Raw genomic sequence first — 14,569 nt, 5'->3', positions numbered from 1 at the left:
TTATGCGAAGAGGGCGGACCCGACGTAGGCTCCGTCGGCGGCTCCGGCCGGAACCACGAACAACGCACTCCCGACGTGGCGAATGTACTCGTTGAGCGCATCGTGTTTGGCGAGGTTCAGCTGCACGGTCGTGAACTGGGCCGGCGAACGCTGGAAGCTGATGAAGAACAGCCCGGCCTCGAGGCGGCCGAGGTCATCGTTGCCGTCGACGAAGTTGTAGCCCCGGCGTAGCAGCTTCATACCCTTGTTCTGCGTGGGATGCGCGAGCCGCATGTGGGCAGCGGCGCCGATGAGTGGCTGGTTTTCCCGACCGGCGATCGTGAAATCGGGCTCGCTGAACTCGGTTCCACCGGAGAGCGGTGCGCCGGCGCCTTTGGTGCGGCCGAACACCGTTTCCTGCTCACTGAGAATGGAGCGATCCCAGGTTTCAATGGTCATGCGGATGCGCCGCGCCACCAGGTAGGAGCCGCCGGCCAGCCAGGCCGGCCCGTCGGAGGACGACACCCAGACCTGGTCGTTGACCACGTCGGGCTGCTCGGCCTTGATGTTGGCGGTGCCGTCCTTGAATCCGAACAGGTTGCGCGGGGTGGCCTGGGCCGTCGAGGTCGACGACGTGCGCCCGAAGCCGAGCTGCGACCAGCGCAGGGCTGCCCGCCCGAAGGCGATGCGGGACAGGTTGCGAATGGCGTGCACGGCCACCTGCGGGTCATTGGAGCAGGCCTGGATGCACAGGTCGCCGTCACTTCGGCCGGCATCGAGGTCGTCGCCGGGAAAGTGCGGCAGCGGCGTGAGGTCTGCGGGGCGGCGGGCCGCAATGCCGAAGCGATCGACGCCATCCGCTGTTTCAAACAGGGTCGGGCCGAGGCCGAACGTGATGGTGAGGCCAGCCGTGGGCAGTCCCTGGGCCTCGCCGGTGTCTTCGGGCGGGGCGTCGTAGGGGCCGCTGACGGCGCCGTACTCGCCGATATCCTGGCCGGCGGTCATGGCGGCGGCGGCGATGGTCCAGTCCTGTAGCAGCTCGATCAGCTCCGCCCGCGTCGTGCCGGCCGAGACGTCGAACGCGGCGAAGTGCAGGCGATCCTGCGCGGGCGTGACGATGCCGGCCTGATGGCTGCCGTAAAACGGGTAGACCGCCGAAGCGGATGCCGCCCCCGGCGACGCAGACGCCGCCAGCGCCACCCGGTCCCCGGCTACCCCCAGCCCGATGCCGGCCACGCTGGCCCCGGCGAGGCCGAGCAGACCGCGCCGGGACAGGCCGCGGGCTGGCACGGCCAGATCGGTGGACCCGGTGCGCTTATCGCGCTTCACGGAGCGCTTCGCGGAGCGACTCACAACACGAGCGCTGCGGTGAGCTGGTTCAGCGGCTCGCCAAGCGCGTTGACCTGGTCGGCGAGGGCGCGAATCTCGGCCGGAGTGAGGTCGGTGTAGAGCGTGAAGCCGTCGCCGACCCGCTGGGCGTCGAGCAGTGCCTGCAGCGAGCCGAACTCGGTGTCGAGCGACGCGGCCAGGTCGGCATCCGTTTTCAGCAAAATGGGACGCACCCCGTCGTAGAGAACTTTGGCGCCGTCAACGTTGGCCTGGAAGTCCCAGAGGTCGGTGTGCGACCAGATTTCTTCCTCGCCGGTGACCTTTCCGGTGGCGACCTCGTCGAGTAGGCCGATGGCCCCGTTGGTCTGCTGCGACAGGGTGAAGGTGAGTCCCTCGATCTTCTCGTGCAGGGTCGCGGTGTCAGCGACGAGTTGTTCGGTGAGTGCCGCACGCTGGTCGGCGGTGTAGGCAACGAAGCCGGCCTCAGCGTCCTGCGGCCAGAGGTCCTTCTCGATGGCGTGCCAGCCGGTCCAGTTTTGGCCTTCTTCGAGGTCGGCCTCGCGCAGGTCGAGCTTGGGGTCGAGGTCGCCGAACGATTCTGCGATGGTCTCCACGCGCTCCCAGTGCACCCGGGTGGAGGCGTACAGGCTGCGGGCGGTGCCATCGTCCCCGGCGGAATAGGCTGCGGCGAACGCGTCGGTGCCGGTGACGAGCTGGTCGATCTGGTCGCTCACGTAGGAGCCGTAGTTGGTGTTGGCGGTGACGATCTGGGCGGCGAGGTCAACGTCGACGGTGGCGGCGGCATCCGTTTTGGTGGCGGTGAACTCGGCCTTGCCGACACCGTCGCCGGTCATGCCCGGCTTGCACGCGGTGAAGTAGCTGCCGGCATCGAGCTGTACCACCAGGTCGCGGCTGAGGCCGGGGCCGATATTCTCGGCCTCACCGACGATGCGCAGGCCGTCCTCGGCCAGCAGGTAGAACTCGGTCACCTGGTCACCGGAATTGGTGACCGAAAAACGGATGCTGCCGGCCGGCGCCTCGTTCGCGCTCACCGCGCAGTCGGTCGCGCTGCTGTCCACGGTGAGGGCCGTGTGGGTGGCTGCCGGGTTGTTGGCGACACAGCCGCTCAGGAGGCCGATTCCGAGAACACCGAGGCCGAGCAGGCTGGCGGAACGTAAGACACGGGGCATGGAGATCCTTTGAACTGGGCGAGAAAAGTCAGTGCGCGGCGACGGGCGTGGGCGCCGGCGCGGTTGGTGCTGCCGGGGCTGGGCGGGCGCTCGTGCGGCCGTGACGGCTCTTTCTGATGAAGACCGTCAGGGTGGGCACGGCATAGGCCAGCCAGGCGAACATCTCCAGCCAGGTGGTGGCGGGGGAGAAGTTCAGGGTGCCCTTGAGGAGGGTGCCGTACCAGCTGTCCGGCGGCACGGCGGCGCTCACGTTGAAGGCGAGGGCGTTCAGCCCGGGCAGGAGACCGGCCTCCTGCAGGTCGTGCACACCGTAGGAGAGCACGCCAGCGGCCACAACGATGAGGATGGCACCCGTGTAGGTGAAGAACTTCGACAGGTTGATCTTGAGCATGCCGGCGTAGATCAGAACGCCCAAGCCGATCGCCGTCAGGATGCCGAGGGCAGCGCCGAGCAGCGGCATGGTCGTTGCGCCGGTCGCCTGCACTGCGGCCCAGATGAACAGGGCCGTTTCAATGCCCTCCCGGCCGACGGCGAGGAAGGCCACGAGTACGAGCCCTAGGCCGGCACCGACGAGGTGCTTGTCGATGTTGCCCTGCAGGTGGCCTTTGAGGTCGCGTGCGGTGCGCAGCATCCAGAACACCATCCAGGTCACCAGGCCGGTCGCAACGATCGACAGCACGCCGCCGATGGTCTCCTGGGCGGTGAACGACAGCCCATAGGTGCCGAAGGTGAGCAGCGCGCCGATGCCGAGGGCGAGCAGCACGGCCAGGTCCACACCGAGCCAGATGCGCGGCAGCACGTCACGTCTACCGATTTTCACGACGTAGGCGATAAGAATCGTCACGATCAGTGCGGCCTCAAGGCCTTCGCGCAGGCCGATCAGATAGTTTGCGAGCACAGGGTCCCTCGAACAATTCGGGCAATGGTTTCGGGCGAAAAAATTTGGTAAGGCTAACCTTACCGAAGATGACTCTAGTCCGAACCGCGCGATCGTGTCTAGTTATGATTTGATTCGGGCACAGCTATTACCCAGCAACGAACAGCCCGCAGAGCAGAAACGGTGCGTACGCCCATGGTCATGTCCGGCAGCGGCGAGCGAATCCTGTTCGTGCATGCCCGGCCTGGCGATGAATCCGCCCTGACCGGCGGCACGATCGCACGGCTCCGCGCCGAGGGGGCGCGGGTGGTCGTGCTCTACGCCGCCGCGCCGGCCGAAACGGATGCCGCCGCGCTGGCCGCTGCCCCGACCGCCGCGTGGGTCGCAACCGATGATGCCGCTGTCTCCGGCGCGCTGGCCGAACTGGGAGCGCGCAGCTGGCACCGCCTGCCGCCAGAGCCCGACCTCACCGAGGCGTTGCACACTGCGATTGACGAGCTCGGTGCGACGGCCGTGGTCGTAGGAACTGTCACGGATGCACTGCGCGAAATGGCGACGACCGCCGCACACGAGGCCGGGCTGCCGGTGTTCCTTGCCCGCACGGTGCGGCAGGCGCCCGGCCAGCGCCTCATCGCGATCGACGTGGGAGACCACCTCGACCAGAAGCTGCGCGCGCTCGCCCACTTTTCCGCGCGCTGGGGCGTGACCGAGCGCACGCGCACCCTCGCCGACGGCAGCACCGACCTGATCACCGACACGGAAACCTTCCTCAGAACGGATGCCCCGCGCCGCGCCCTGCCGCCGCCCCCGCCCCGCCCCGCTCGCCTCACCATCGCGAACCGGTCGCTGGCCGGTCTCGGGGGCTTGGCTGCGGGCATCCTCTTTGGCGTGCTGGGTACCATCGCGCACCAGGCCACCCTGACAGTGTTCGGCGCGGAGCTGCCGATCGGCCTGGCCATCGCGTTCGTCGGCATCGGCGCGCTGCTGCTCGGGCTGCGCCTCGTGGTGGGGGACCGCTTCGTGGTCGGACTGGCCGCGGCTGGGCTGCTCCTGACCATTTTCGTGCTGTCCCTTCGCGGCTCAGGCGGATCGGTGCTCGTGCCGGCTGGCCTGCCGGGAACCCTGTGGACTGTCGTTCCGGCGCTCATCGCGGCGTTCGTGCTGGCCTGGCCGAAACTGCCACCGCGCCGCCGATAAGGGGCGCCGACCGAGGGGCGTAGAATCAGGAGTCCGCTCTCGAAGGGAATCCCCAGCCTGTGACGTATGTGATCGCTCTTCCGTGCNTCTTCCGTGCGTCGATGTGAAAGATCGTGCCTGCATCGACGAATGCCCGGTGGACTGCATTTATGAGGGCGAACGCTCCCTTTATATCCATCCAGACGAGTGCGTCGACTGCGGAGCCTGCGAACCGGTCTGCCCGGTCGAGGCCATCTACTACGAAGACGACCTGCCCGAACAGTGGGCCGACTACTACAAGGCCAACGTCGAATTCTTCGACGACCTCGGCTCCCCGGGCGGCGCCGCCAAGGTCGGCGTGCTCGCCAAGGACCACCCGGTAATCTCCGCACTGCCGCCGCAAGTTCAGCACTAAGCGATCTTCGTGCTGAAGCCGCTGCCGGATTACCCCTGGGATCAGATGGTCCCTTTTGCCGCTCAGGCCCGGCAGCACCAGGGCGAAATTGTCGACCTGTCGATCGGTTCGCCGGTCGACGCCACGCCCGACGTGGTGCAGCAGGCGCTTCGGGTGGCAACGGATGCGCACGCCTACCCGCAAACCGTCGGTACGCCCGCTCTGCAGCAGGCGATCATCGCCTGGTATGCCCGGCGCCGCGGCGTCACCGGGCTTCAGCCGAAGAACGTGCTGCCCACGATCGGTTCCAAGGAACTCGTTGCGCTCATGCCGTTCATGCTCGGCCTCGGCGAGGGCGACACGATCGTGCACCCGCGAGCCGCCTACCCGACCTATGCGATCGGCGCCGCCATTGCCGGCGCCACTGCCCTGGCCTCCGACGATCCCGCCGAGTGGCCGGAGTCGACCCAGCTGATCTGGCTGAACAGCCCCGGCAATCCGGACGGCCGGGTGCTGTCCGTCGACGACCTGCGGGCCGCCGTTGCCCGCGCCCGAGAACTCGATGCCGTCATCGTGAGTGACGAGTGTTATGCCGAGCTCGGCTGGGACGCCCCCTGGGATTCCGAGCCGATCCCGAGCATCCTCGACCCGCGAGTGATCGAGGGAGACCGCCGCAACATCGTGGCGATCTATTCGCTCAGCAAGCAGTCCAACATGGCCGGATATCGCGCGGCCTTCGCGGCGGGCTGTGGCGGCGTGCTCGGGCGGCTGCTCACCGTGCGCAAGCACGCCGGACTCATGCTCCCGGCGCCGCTGCAGGCGGCCATGATCGCCGCCCTCGGTGACGACGAGCATGTCGCCGTGCAGAAGGAGCGCTATCGTGCGCGCCGCGCTGTGCTGCGCCCCGCCCTCGAACAGGCCGGCTTTCGCATCGATCGGAGCGAAGCCGGGCTCTACCTCTGGGCAACCGAGGGACGACCCGCGTGGGAATCCATTGAACGGCTGGCGGCACTCGGCATTCTGGCCGGCCCGGGGCCGTTCTACGGCGATGTTTACCCGGAACACGTGCGGTTCTCGCTGACCGCGACGGATGAGCGCATCGCTGCTGCCGCATCGCGCCTTCTGGCCTGAAAAAGCCCCCATCTGGGGAGGACCTCTGTGGACTATCACCAACGAACCGCCCGAACTCTTAGCTGATGCAACAGTAGGCGGTCAGGCCGATTAGGCTGTAATCGCGACAGAATCGACCACAGCAGTTTCACCACTGGCCGATTCAGTGACGCGTCGCCACATTTCATCCGGCAGTGATACCCGAGGAGGCTCCGTGACCAACGTCGCGCAGCAGACAACATCCGGCGAACCGATGAGCGCTGACCCCAACAAGGTCACCCTCACTTTCCCCGGCGGGAGCGCAGAATTCCCGATCCTGACCAGCGTGGACGGTGTGTCGAGCATCGACATCTCCACCCTGACCAAGAAGACCGGCCTCACCACGCTGGACTACGGTTTCGTCAACACCGCGGCCACCCGCTCCGCGATCACCTACATCGACGGCGACGCGGGCATCCTGCGCTATCGCGGGTATCCGATCGAACAGATCGCCCAGAACTCGAACTTTCTCGAGACGGCCTGGCTGTTGATCTACGGCGAGCTTCCCAGCGCAAGCGAACTGGCCAACTTTGACGATCGCATCCGTCACCACACGCTTCTGCACGAAGACATGCGCCGCTTCTTCGACTCCCTGCCGCACAAGGCGCACCCGATGAGCGTGCTCGCCTCCGGCGTATCGGCCCTGTCGACCTTCTATCAGGACTCGCTCGACCCGAAGGACCCGGAGCAGGTCGAGATTTCGACCATCCGCCTGCTCGCGAAGCTGCCGGTCATGGCCGCCTACGCCCACAAGAAGAGCGTCGGCCAGGCTTTTCTCTACCCCGACAATTCGCTGAGCTTCGTTGACAACTTTCTCAAGCTCAACTTCGGCAACATGGCCGAGCCGTACGAGATCAACCCGGTCGTCAGCAAGGCGCTCGAACGCCTGCTTATGCTGCACGAAGACCACGAGCAGAACGCGTCCACCTCCACGGTTCGACTGGTCGGTTCGACCGAGGCCAATCTGTTCGCATCGGTGTCCTCGGGCATCAACGCTCTGTTCGGCCCGCTGCACGGCGGTGCCAACGAAGCTGTGCTGTCGATGCTCGGGGAGATCCAAGCATCCGGTCAGGGCGTCGAAAAGTACGTCGAACGTGTGAAGAACAAAGAGCAGGGCGTGAAGCTCATGGGCTTCGGCCACCGGGTCTACAAGAACTACGACCCGCGGGCTACCCTGGTCAAGGAGAGCGCCCACGAGGTGCTCGCCGCTCTCGGAGTGAAGGACGACCTGCTCGACATCGCGCAGGAACTCGAGCACATCGCGCTGAGCGACGACTACTTCAAGGAACGTCGTCTGTACCCCAACGTCGACTTCTACACCGGCGTCATCTATAAGGCCATGGGCTTTCCGACGCGTATGTTCACCGTGCTCTTCGCGATCGGCCGTCTGCCCGGCTGGGTCGCTCACTGGCGTGAGATGAACGAGGATCCGGCCACCAAGATCGGCCGCCCGCAGCAGCTCTATGTGGGCTCCGCGGCCCGCGACTACCCGCGCCGGTAGACAGGCTCGTTAGTCGCGGCACCCATTACAGATGAGGGGTAGGGGTGCCTCATCTCTAACCGGCTCCTCGAAGTGCGCAGCGACGTCAGCAGCCGGGGACGTGGGCTCGGCGTTGCAGTCTTGGGCGACGAGCACCGTGGATTCTTTGGCGACGACGGTGAACGGAGCTGACGGCACGGAGACGATTCCCTCGATGGGTCGCCAGCCTTGGTCGCCGAAGCTGTAGTCGGCTCGGCAATCGACGGTGAGGGTGACCGTGTAGGCGCCCTTGAATGTGTATATGTGGCTGGTGGGACTCGATTTAGAGCTGCCGTCGATGATGAGTAGTTCCACCAGCCAACAGGGTGGCCACCCCGTGCTGGGGCTGACTCATCAGTCCTGGGGTGTCTCTCCGCACGAGGGGCTGCGCCCGTCCACGGGTCTGCGCGTTCCTGCGTGAATTCAGCTGGCAGCCGTCAAGAGCGAACGAGGCGGGCTATGGCGTCGGAGGCTTCCTTGATCTTGATGTCTGCCTGCTCGCCGCCGAGCTTGGCGGCGTCGACGACGCAGTGCTTGAGGTGGTCATCGAGGAGTCCGAGTGCAACGCCTTCCAGTGCTTTGGTGAGGGCCGAGATCTGGGTGAGGATGTCGATGCAGTATGTTTCCTCGTCGACCATGCGGTGGATGCCACGGGCCTGGCCTTCGATGCGTTTTAGGCGAGCGAGGTATTGGCTTTTGTCACCGATGTAGCCGTGCGTGGTGTGGCACGGCTCTGTGGTGGCCCCGGTGGGAGTGATTTTTTCCATGTCGTTGTCCTTTGTTCTTTGTTCTTTGTTCTTCGTTCTTCGTTCTTCGCGACGGTACCGTCATGGTGATGGGTATGCGGGCCCGGACCCGCGGGGCCCAGGGTCATCCGTGGTCCCCGTGTTCCGGGTACTCGCTCATAGTCTCTACCCTCTGGGTGGCCTGGGTTCGGGTCGGTATGGATCTCTGACAAGAATGGTTGGGGTGGTGCCGGGTCCGGCCGGCACCACCCCAAGATACTCAAGTCGCCGTGGCGTATTTTGCGGGAGTGGCGTCGAACAGGGGGCCGCAGCCTGCGCAGCAAAACCAATAGCGGATACCCTCGTAGTCGCGGAAGAGACCTGTGGATTCCGCGTTTGCCTTCACGACCTGGCTTCCGGTCATGACGGGGCACTCGGCGAGGGCATTGTTGTCGGCGGTGGCACTGCAACAGCTGTTACTCATTGAAGGGTTTCCTTTCGATGGAACGGGGAGTGTTTCCTTTTGGGCGGGGACAGTCAGACGCCCTGCAGTTGCCGCACGGGAGTGTGCAGTGCTGAGGTGGACGCCGTGGTGTTCGCCTTGGACTTGAAGGACCGGAGGCGAAGGCTGTTGCTGACCACGAATACGCTCGAGAGCGCCATAGCGGCGCCGGCGAGCATCGGGTTCAGCAGTCCGAACGCGGCCAGCGGAATGGCCGCGACGTTGTAGGCGAAGGCCCAGAACAGGTTTGTCTTGATGGTGCCCAGGGTCTTGCGGGACAGGCGGATGGCATCGGCGGCGGAGCGGAGGTCCCCGCGCACCAGTGTGATGTCCGCGGCTTCAATCGAGACGTCCGACCCGGTTCCCATCGCCAGGCCCAGGTCGGCCTGGGCTAGGGCCGCGGCGTCGTTCACGCCGTCGCCGACCATCGCCACGACTTTCCCTTCGGACTGCAAGCGGGTGATGACGTCGACCTTGTCTTGGGGCATCACCTCGGCAATGACCTCGGTTATTCCGACCTCCGCTGCGACGTGCTCGGCGACCACCTTATTGTCTCCGGTCAGGAGCACGGGGTTCAGCCCGAGTGCTTTGAACTGGGCGATCGCCTCGGCGCTGGTGGCCTTGACGGCATCGGCGACGACCAAAACCGCACGGGCCTGACCGTCCCAGGCGACAGCGACCGCGGTCTTGCCCTGAGATTCCGCGGTGGCCTTTGCGAGGGCGAGCGTCGTGGGAAGGTGAAGGGACCAGTCCGCCAGTAGGCTCTCGCGCCCGACGAGCACGGCATGGCCATTCACAGTGCCCTGCACGCCCTTGCCTTCGACGTTCGTAAACGATTCCGGTACCGGAAGTGAGCCGATCTGCTGGGTTGCGCTTTTGGCGATGGCCTGGGCGATCGGGTGTTCGGAGGCGTCCTCCAATGCGCCAGCCAGCCTCAGAACGTCCTCCCGGGTGGTTCCGTCGATGGTGAACACGTCAATCAGCGTCATCTTGCCCGTAGTGACCGTTCCTGTCTTGTCGAGGACGATCGTGTCGACCTTGTGGGTGGACTCGAGTACTTCCGGGCCTTTGATGAGGATGCCCAGCTGGGCGCCCCGTCCGGTGCCGACTAGTAGCGCGGTTGGGGTTGCGAGTCCGAGGGCACAGGGGCAGGCGATAATCAGGACCGCGACGGCGGCCGTGAAGGCGGCGCTGAGCGGGAAGCCGGCACCGATCCAAGCGCCGAGCACCCCGATGGCCACGGCGATGACGATCGGTACGACGATTCCGGAGACCTTATCAGCGAGGCGTTGGACCTCGGCTTTGCCCGACTGGGCGTCCTCGACGAGCCTGGCCATCTGTGCCAGCTGGGTGTCCGAGCCAACCCTGGTGGCACTCACGACCAGACGGCCGCCGAAGTTGACGGTTGAGCCGGTCACGGCGTCGCCCACACCGACTTCGACTGGGATCGACTCGCCGGTGAGCATGCTCGCATCCACCGCCGAGGTACCCGCGACTATCACCCCGTCCGTGGCGATCTTTTCACCCGGTCGTATGACGAACTCATCGCCCACCGACAACTGCTCGACGGGGATCCGTGTTTCGACCCCGTCCCGAACAACCGCGACATCCTTGGCCCCCAGCCCGAGCAGCGTGCGCAGGGCAGCCCCCGCCTGGCGCTTGGACCTCTTCTCGAAGTATCGCCCGGCCAGGATGAACATGGTCACTCCGGCACCGACCTCCAGGTAGATGTTCCCGGCGCCGTCGGAGGGGTTGATCGTGAACGAGAACCCATGGGTCATGCCCGGCAGTCCGGCTGTTCCGAAGAACAGTGCGAAGAGTGACCACAGCAACGCAGCGGACGTGCCGACCGAGACCAGCGTGTCCATCGTGGCCGCGCCGTGGCGCAGGTTGGTCCACGCTGCCTTGTGAAAGGGCCAGGCCGCCCACACGATCACGGGAGCGGTCAGCGTCAGGGACGCCCACTGCCAGTAATTGAACTGCAGCGCCGGAACCATGGCCATCATGATGACCGGCAACGACAGCACTATCGACGCGATCAGCCTGTTCCGCAGCGATGTCAGCTCAGGGTCGGGCTGCTCCGCATCGTCGCTCGCCCGGTGGGCCGTTGTCGGTGTGCGGAGCGCCGCCGTATAGCCGGTCTTTTCGACCTCGGCGATCAGCGCCAATGGGTCCAGGCCGGCGGGGGCGGTGACCTTCGCCTTTTCGGTGGCGTAGTTGACGGTCGCGATCACGCCGTCGAGCTTGTTCAGTTTCTTCTCGATTCGCATCGCGCAAGAGGCGCAGGTCATCCCCCCGATCTCTAGCTCGATGGTGTTGCCCAGCGTTTGCGGCTGGGTCGATGTTTCGGACATGGGTCCTCCTCGGTGGTGCGCTTCCTGATCACGGGATGGGCCAGGCGCGCGGTGTCTATGGTGGTCAGTGCCCGGAATGTTCGGCAGGTTCGCCCGGATCCGCGGACTGGGCGGGCCCGGTGGCGGTTAGGACAAATTGGGCCGTGTGGACCTGTTCGTCGACCTGGAAGTCCAGGTAGAGCAGGTAGCGTCCCGGGGTCGGGGCCTCGGTCATGAATGTCACGTCCGGGCCGGAGACGGCGCCGGGCCGGGGTGCTTCGCCCTCGGGGTGGACGTGGAGGTAAGCCAGGTCCCCTTCGCGCAGGGCGACAAGGTGTCCGTAAGAACCCAGGTACGGCTGCAGTGTTGTGACCGGTTCTCCATCACGGGAAACCGAGACAGTGAGCATGGCCTGTTCGCTGGTGCTCAGCGTACCGACCAGGTCCACGTCGTAGCCATCGACCGTATCCGCGGCCGAAAGTGGAGCCGGCGTGGCGGGGGTGAATTCTCCGGCCGCCTGGACCGTTCGGGTCAGAGTGATGTTCTGTCCCGTTGCTGTCGGGACGATGTCCGCGTAGACCCGGTAGCTGCCGGCGGCGTTCCACTTCCAGGGCAGTGACCATAAGCCATGGGCATCCATGGTTGGGTGCACGTGGCGGAACTGGGTCCCGTCCGTGCGCACGATGATCAGATGGAGTTTCTTGTCATGGGAGGCCTCGAAGTCGGTGACCGGCGTTCCTGTGGCGTTGGAGATCGTGAACGCGAGTGTTCCCTCCTGATCTGCCAGGCCGGGGGACGAGATCTCCCCCAGGAGGAACCCGTCCTGTTCCATCGACAGGCCCTTCACTGATGCGGCCAGCTGTGTGTCGTTGCTGTCCATGACATGTTCTTCCGTTGGCTGCGTCCAGGCCGCCGTGGTTTGGGAGGGAACCACTGCGCCTGCGGTAGCAAATGAAGCGGTAAATAGGGCCGCGAGTCCCACTCCAAAGAGTCCGAGCTTTAGGGGAACCTTCATGGGACGCGCACCGCCCCGTAGCCGGCTTCCGCGACCGCTGCGAGGACGGCTGTGTCGTCTAGCTCGGCCTGGCTGGTCACGACAAGCTTTCCGGTCTTCGCGCTCACGTCGATCGACTGGATGCCTACTATCTGGCTGACCTCTTCCCGGATCGTCGTCTCGCAATGACCGCAGGTCATCCCGGTCACCTGATATTCGCGCATTGTCATAGAACTCTCCTCTGCTGAATCGAACACATACCCCTAGGGGGTACTAACATGCACAACGATATACCCACTGGGGGTATTCCTGTTACCATACCCCCGTAGGGTATAAATCTGAATTGTGGAATCGCCGGCTACGGCGAAAACGAAGGGAAACTGGAATGTCTCAATCAATACCGGGACGGGGAAAGAAGAGGCTCGCGCTTTTCCTCATCGCACTCGCGCAGTTCGTCGTGATCATGGATACCTCAATCGTGGGCGTGGCGTTGCCCCGCATGCAGGAGGAACTGGGCTTCAGCCCGGAGAATCTCTCCTGGGTTTTCAACGCCTACGTCATCACATTCGGGGGGCTCCTCTTGCTCGGCGGGCGTCTTGGGGATGTCTTCGGCGCCCGACGAATGTTCACCACGGGCTGGGTCGTACTGCTCGTCGGCTCCGCCGTCGCGGGGCTTGCCGGAAACGTCGTGTTGGAGTTGATTGGACGCGGCGTACAGGGAGCCGGTGCGGCACTCATCGCACCCGCGGCACTCACGCTGCTGATGAAGACGTTCGGGTCGAGCCCGAAGGAGCTCGGTGGCGCGCTGGCCCTCTATGGTGCGGCCGCACCGGCAGGGGGAACGGCAGGCGTGTTCCTCGGCGGGGTCATCACCGAGTACATGTCGTGGCCCTGGGTCTTCTTCATTAATATCCCGCTCGCCCTCGTGGTCATCGCCCTCGTCGCCACGGCGCTCCCGGCAGACGGACCGCGGATTCGCGGCTCCATCGACACCGCCGGCGCCCTATTGGTCACCGCTGGACTTGCCCTCGGTGTCTTCGCGATCGTCCGAGCACCTGAGTCTGGATGGGCCAGTCTAGAAACGTGGGGAACTCTCGCCGGAGCGGTCGCCTTGCTCGGATTGTTTGTGCTCGTTCAGGCTCGCCGGAAGCAGCCGCTAATGCGATTGTCGATTTTCCGGATCCCGAATTTAGCCGCGGCCAACCTCGCCCAGTTATTGCTCGCCGCCGCGTGGATCCCAATGTGGTTCTTCTTGAATCTCTACCTGCAACAAGTCCTGGGTTACTCGGCGTTCCCCAGCGGTGCCGCGCTCCTACCAATGACCGCATTCACCATGATCACCATGATCCTGCTTGCACCGAGACTCGCTGCGCGATTCGGTCCGAAAGTGATGACGGTGAGCGGTCTCGTCGTGCTCGCAGGCGCGCTGATGTGGTTGTCCTTCGTTCGCGTGGACGGAAACTTCTGGGTGGATGTCCTCCCGGCGTCGCTTCTGGCCGCACTCGGGATGTCCCTGGCGTTCATCCCGACCCTCGGCACGGCGATCTCCAGCGCTCCGCCGCAGGAGGGCGGCCTCGCTTCCGGCCTCGTCAACACCAGCTACCAGGTCGGATCCGCTCTCGGGCTAGCGGCGATGACAGCCTTTGCATCCGCGAACGGTGCGACGGAAAGTGGGAACCTTCCGGCGCTGACCACTGGATTCTCTTCGGCATTCATCGGTGCAGCCTCAATTGCCCTGGCCGGCGCCCTGCTTGCTGCAATTACGCTCCGTGCCCCCACCCGCGCGCCGGTAGTCGAAAAAGAAGCCATCGCGACTCGTCAGTGACAGCGGTCGGGTGCGGTCACGGCGTCGGTGGCCGCACCCAATAGACCGTTAGCTTGTCTTAGCATTGAGTGGTGTGAAGAGGTAGTGGCCTTGACCTCGCATGGTGGAAACCTCAACAGAGAGAATATTTATCACGGGAAACACGCCGGGAATTCACTCCTGAGTTCAAAGATGAGGCCGTGAAGGTTTCGGCAGATTGAACTTAGAGGCGGCATGGAGATCCTGAAAAGTAATCCTTCCGCTAGCACGGCTCTCGCAATCCTTCGTATACAAGAAACTGACACTGGCTCTGGAGCAGCGCGGCAATCAGCCCAATCCCTCTGCGTCAAATATCGTTCATAGAACGCCGCCAAAGTGCGCCAAGAGTCACACATCCCTATTGGGTATTCTTTAGCGGGGTCTACTGATTTAGTGCTTATATGCGTGACATTTCCTCGTGTCGGTGGTCGAGTGTTGTCTTAGATCATGACCAGCATGGCGATGGAGCTCACCCGGGCAGCGGCCGCTGTCGTAGCGCTGGGCGGGTCCAGTGCTGAGTTCGCCGGTCTCTCCGATGCGGAGGTGCTGGCGGCGCGCG

Annotated in this window: 14 protein-coding genes; 5 read left to right on the top strand and 9 right to left on the bottom strand. The window is 64.8% G+C overall.

Features of this window, described 5'->3' with window-relative positions:
- From efeB to efeU, 3 genes are read right to left on the bottom strand one after another with little or no spacing between them, the layout of a single operon-like run.
- The gene (gene efeB, locus E3T29_RS14250) at positions 1-1,308 is read right to left on the bottom strand and encodes an iron uptake transporter deferrochelatase/peroxidase subunit (protein ID WP_134346279.1); all 1,308 of its coding nucleotides are present in this window, start codon (positions 1,306-1,308) and stop codon (positions 1-3) included.
- Between the two features lie 20 nt (positions 1,309-1,328).
- Positions 1,329-2,498 carry an iron uptake system protein EfeO gene (gene efeO, locus E3T29_RS14245; RefSeq protein WP_134346278.1) on the bottom strand — a complete coding sequence of 390 codons (1,170 nt, stop codon included), beginning with the start codon at positions 2,496-2,498 and terminating at the stop codon, positions 1,329-1,331.
- 28 nt (positions 2,499-2,526) lie between these two features.
- Complete coding sequence (efeU, locus tag E3T29_RS14240) at positions 2,527-3,396, bottom strand: iron uptake transporter permease EfeU (RefSeq protein ID WP_134346277.1); 870 nt, start codon at positions 3,394-3,396, stop codon at positions 2,527-2,529.
- Between the two features lie 162 nt (positions 3,397-3,558).
- Here efeU and E3T29_RS14235 point away from each other — a divergent pair, with 162 nt between their 5' ends.
- The 4 genes from E3T29_RS14235 (at position 3,559) to E3T29_RS14220 (ending at position 7,595) form a co-directional block, all read left to right on the top strand.
- Positions 3,559-4,572: a PIG-L deacetylase family protein gene (locus tag E3T29_RS14235; protein WP_134346276.1), complete on the top strand. Its 1,014-nt coding sequence runs from the start codon at positions 3,559-3,561 to the stop codon at positions 4,570-4,572.
- An 82-nt stretch (positions 4,573-4,654) separates the two neighbouring features.
- Positions 4,655-4,966, top strand: coding sequence for a ferredoxin (gene fdxA, locus E3T29_RS14230; RefSeq protein WP_134346275.1), 312 nt, complete (start codon positions 4,655-4,657; stop codon positions 4,964-4,966).
- 9 nt (positions 4,967-4,975) lie between these two features.
- Positions 4,976-6,076: a succinyldiaminopimelate transaminase gene (gene dapC / locus E3T29_RS14225; protein ID WP_304997037.1), complete on the top strand. Its 1,101-nt coding sequence runs from the start codon at positions 4,976-4,978 to the stop codon at positions 6,074-6,076.
- Positions 6,077-6,308: 232 nt separating this feature from the next.
- Entirely contained in the window at positions 6,309-7,595 is a 1,287-nt protein-coding gene (locus E3T29_RS14220; protein ID WP_092340800.1) for a citrate synthase, read from the top strand.
- Between the two features lie 9 nt (positions 7,596-7,604).
- Here E3T29_RS14220 and E3T29_RS14215 read toward each other — a convergent pair whose 3' ends face one another.
- The 6 genes from E3T29_RS14215 to E3T29_RS14190 form a co-directional block, all read right to left on the bottom strand.
- Positions 7,605-7,928, bottom strand: coding sequence for a PKD domain-containing protein (locus E3T29_RS14215; protein ID WP_134346274.1), 324 nt, complete (start codon positions 7,926-7,928; stop codon positions 7,605-7,607).
- Positions 7,929-8,050: 122 nt separating this feature from the next.
- Positions 8,051-8,380, bottom strand: a complete 330-nt coding sequence (locus E3T29_RS14210; RefSeq protein WP_134346273.1) for a metal-sensitive transcriptional regulator — start codon at positions 8,378-8,380, stop codon at positions 8,051-8,053.
- Positions 8,381-8,618: 238 nt separating this feature from the next.
- Positions 8,619-8,822 (bottom strand): YHS domain-containing protein, encoded by a 204-nt coding sequence (locus E3T29_RS14205; RefSeq protein WP_134346272.1) that lies wholly within the window; start codon positions 8,820-8,822, stop codon positions 8,619-8,621.
- 53 nt (positions 8,823-8,875) lie between these two features.
- Positions 8,876-11,194 (bottom strand): cation-translocating P-type ATPase, encoded by a 2,319-nt coding sequence (locus E3T29_RS14200; RefSeq protein ID WP_134346271.1) that lies wholly within the window; start codon positions 11,192-11,194, stop codon positions 8,876-8,878.
- 64 nt (positions 11,195-11,258) lie between these two features.
- Positions 11,259-12,053 carry a hypothetical protein gene (locus E3T29_RS14195; RefSeq protein WP_241987831.1) on the bottom strand — a complete coding sequence of 265 codons (795 nt, stop codon included), beginning with the start codon at positions 12,051-12,053 and terminating at the stop codon, positions 11,259-11,261.
- Positions 12,054-12,184: 131 nt separating this feature from the next.
- Positions 12,185-12,397, bottom strand: a complete 213-nt coding sequence (locus E3T29_RS14190; RefSeq protein ID WP_134346269.1) for a heavy-metal-associated domain-containing protein — start codon at positions 12,395-12,397, stop codon at positions 12,185-12,187.
- A 155-nt stretch (positions 12,398-12,552) separates the two neighbouring features.
- Here E3T29_RS14190 and E3T29_RS14185 point away from each other — a divergent pair, with 155 nt between their 5' ends.
- Positions 12,553-13,992: an MFS transporter gene (locus E3T29_RS14185; RefSeq protein ID WP_134346268.1), complete on the top strand. Its 1,440-nt coding sequence runs from the start codon at positions 12,553-12,555 to the stop codon at positions 13,990-13,992.
- Positions 13,993-14,569: the final 577 nt, after the last annotated feature.

The organism is Cryobacterium sp. TMT1-66-1 (genome assembly GCF_004403435.1).
In the GTDB taxonomy this organism is placed as follows: Bacteria; Actinomycetota; Actinomycetes; order Actinomycetales; family Microbacteriaceae; genus Cryobacterium; species Cryobacterium flavum.
The sequence above is the reverse complement of the archived record's forward strand: the minus strand, read 5'-3'. Positions and strand labels throughout refer to the sequence as shown.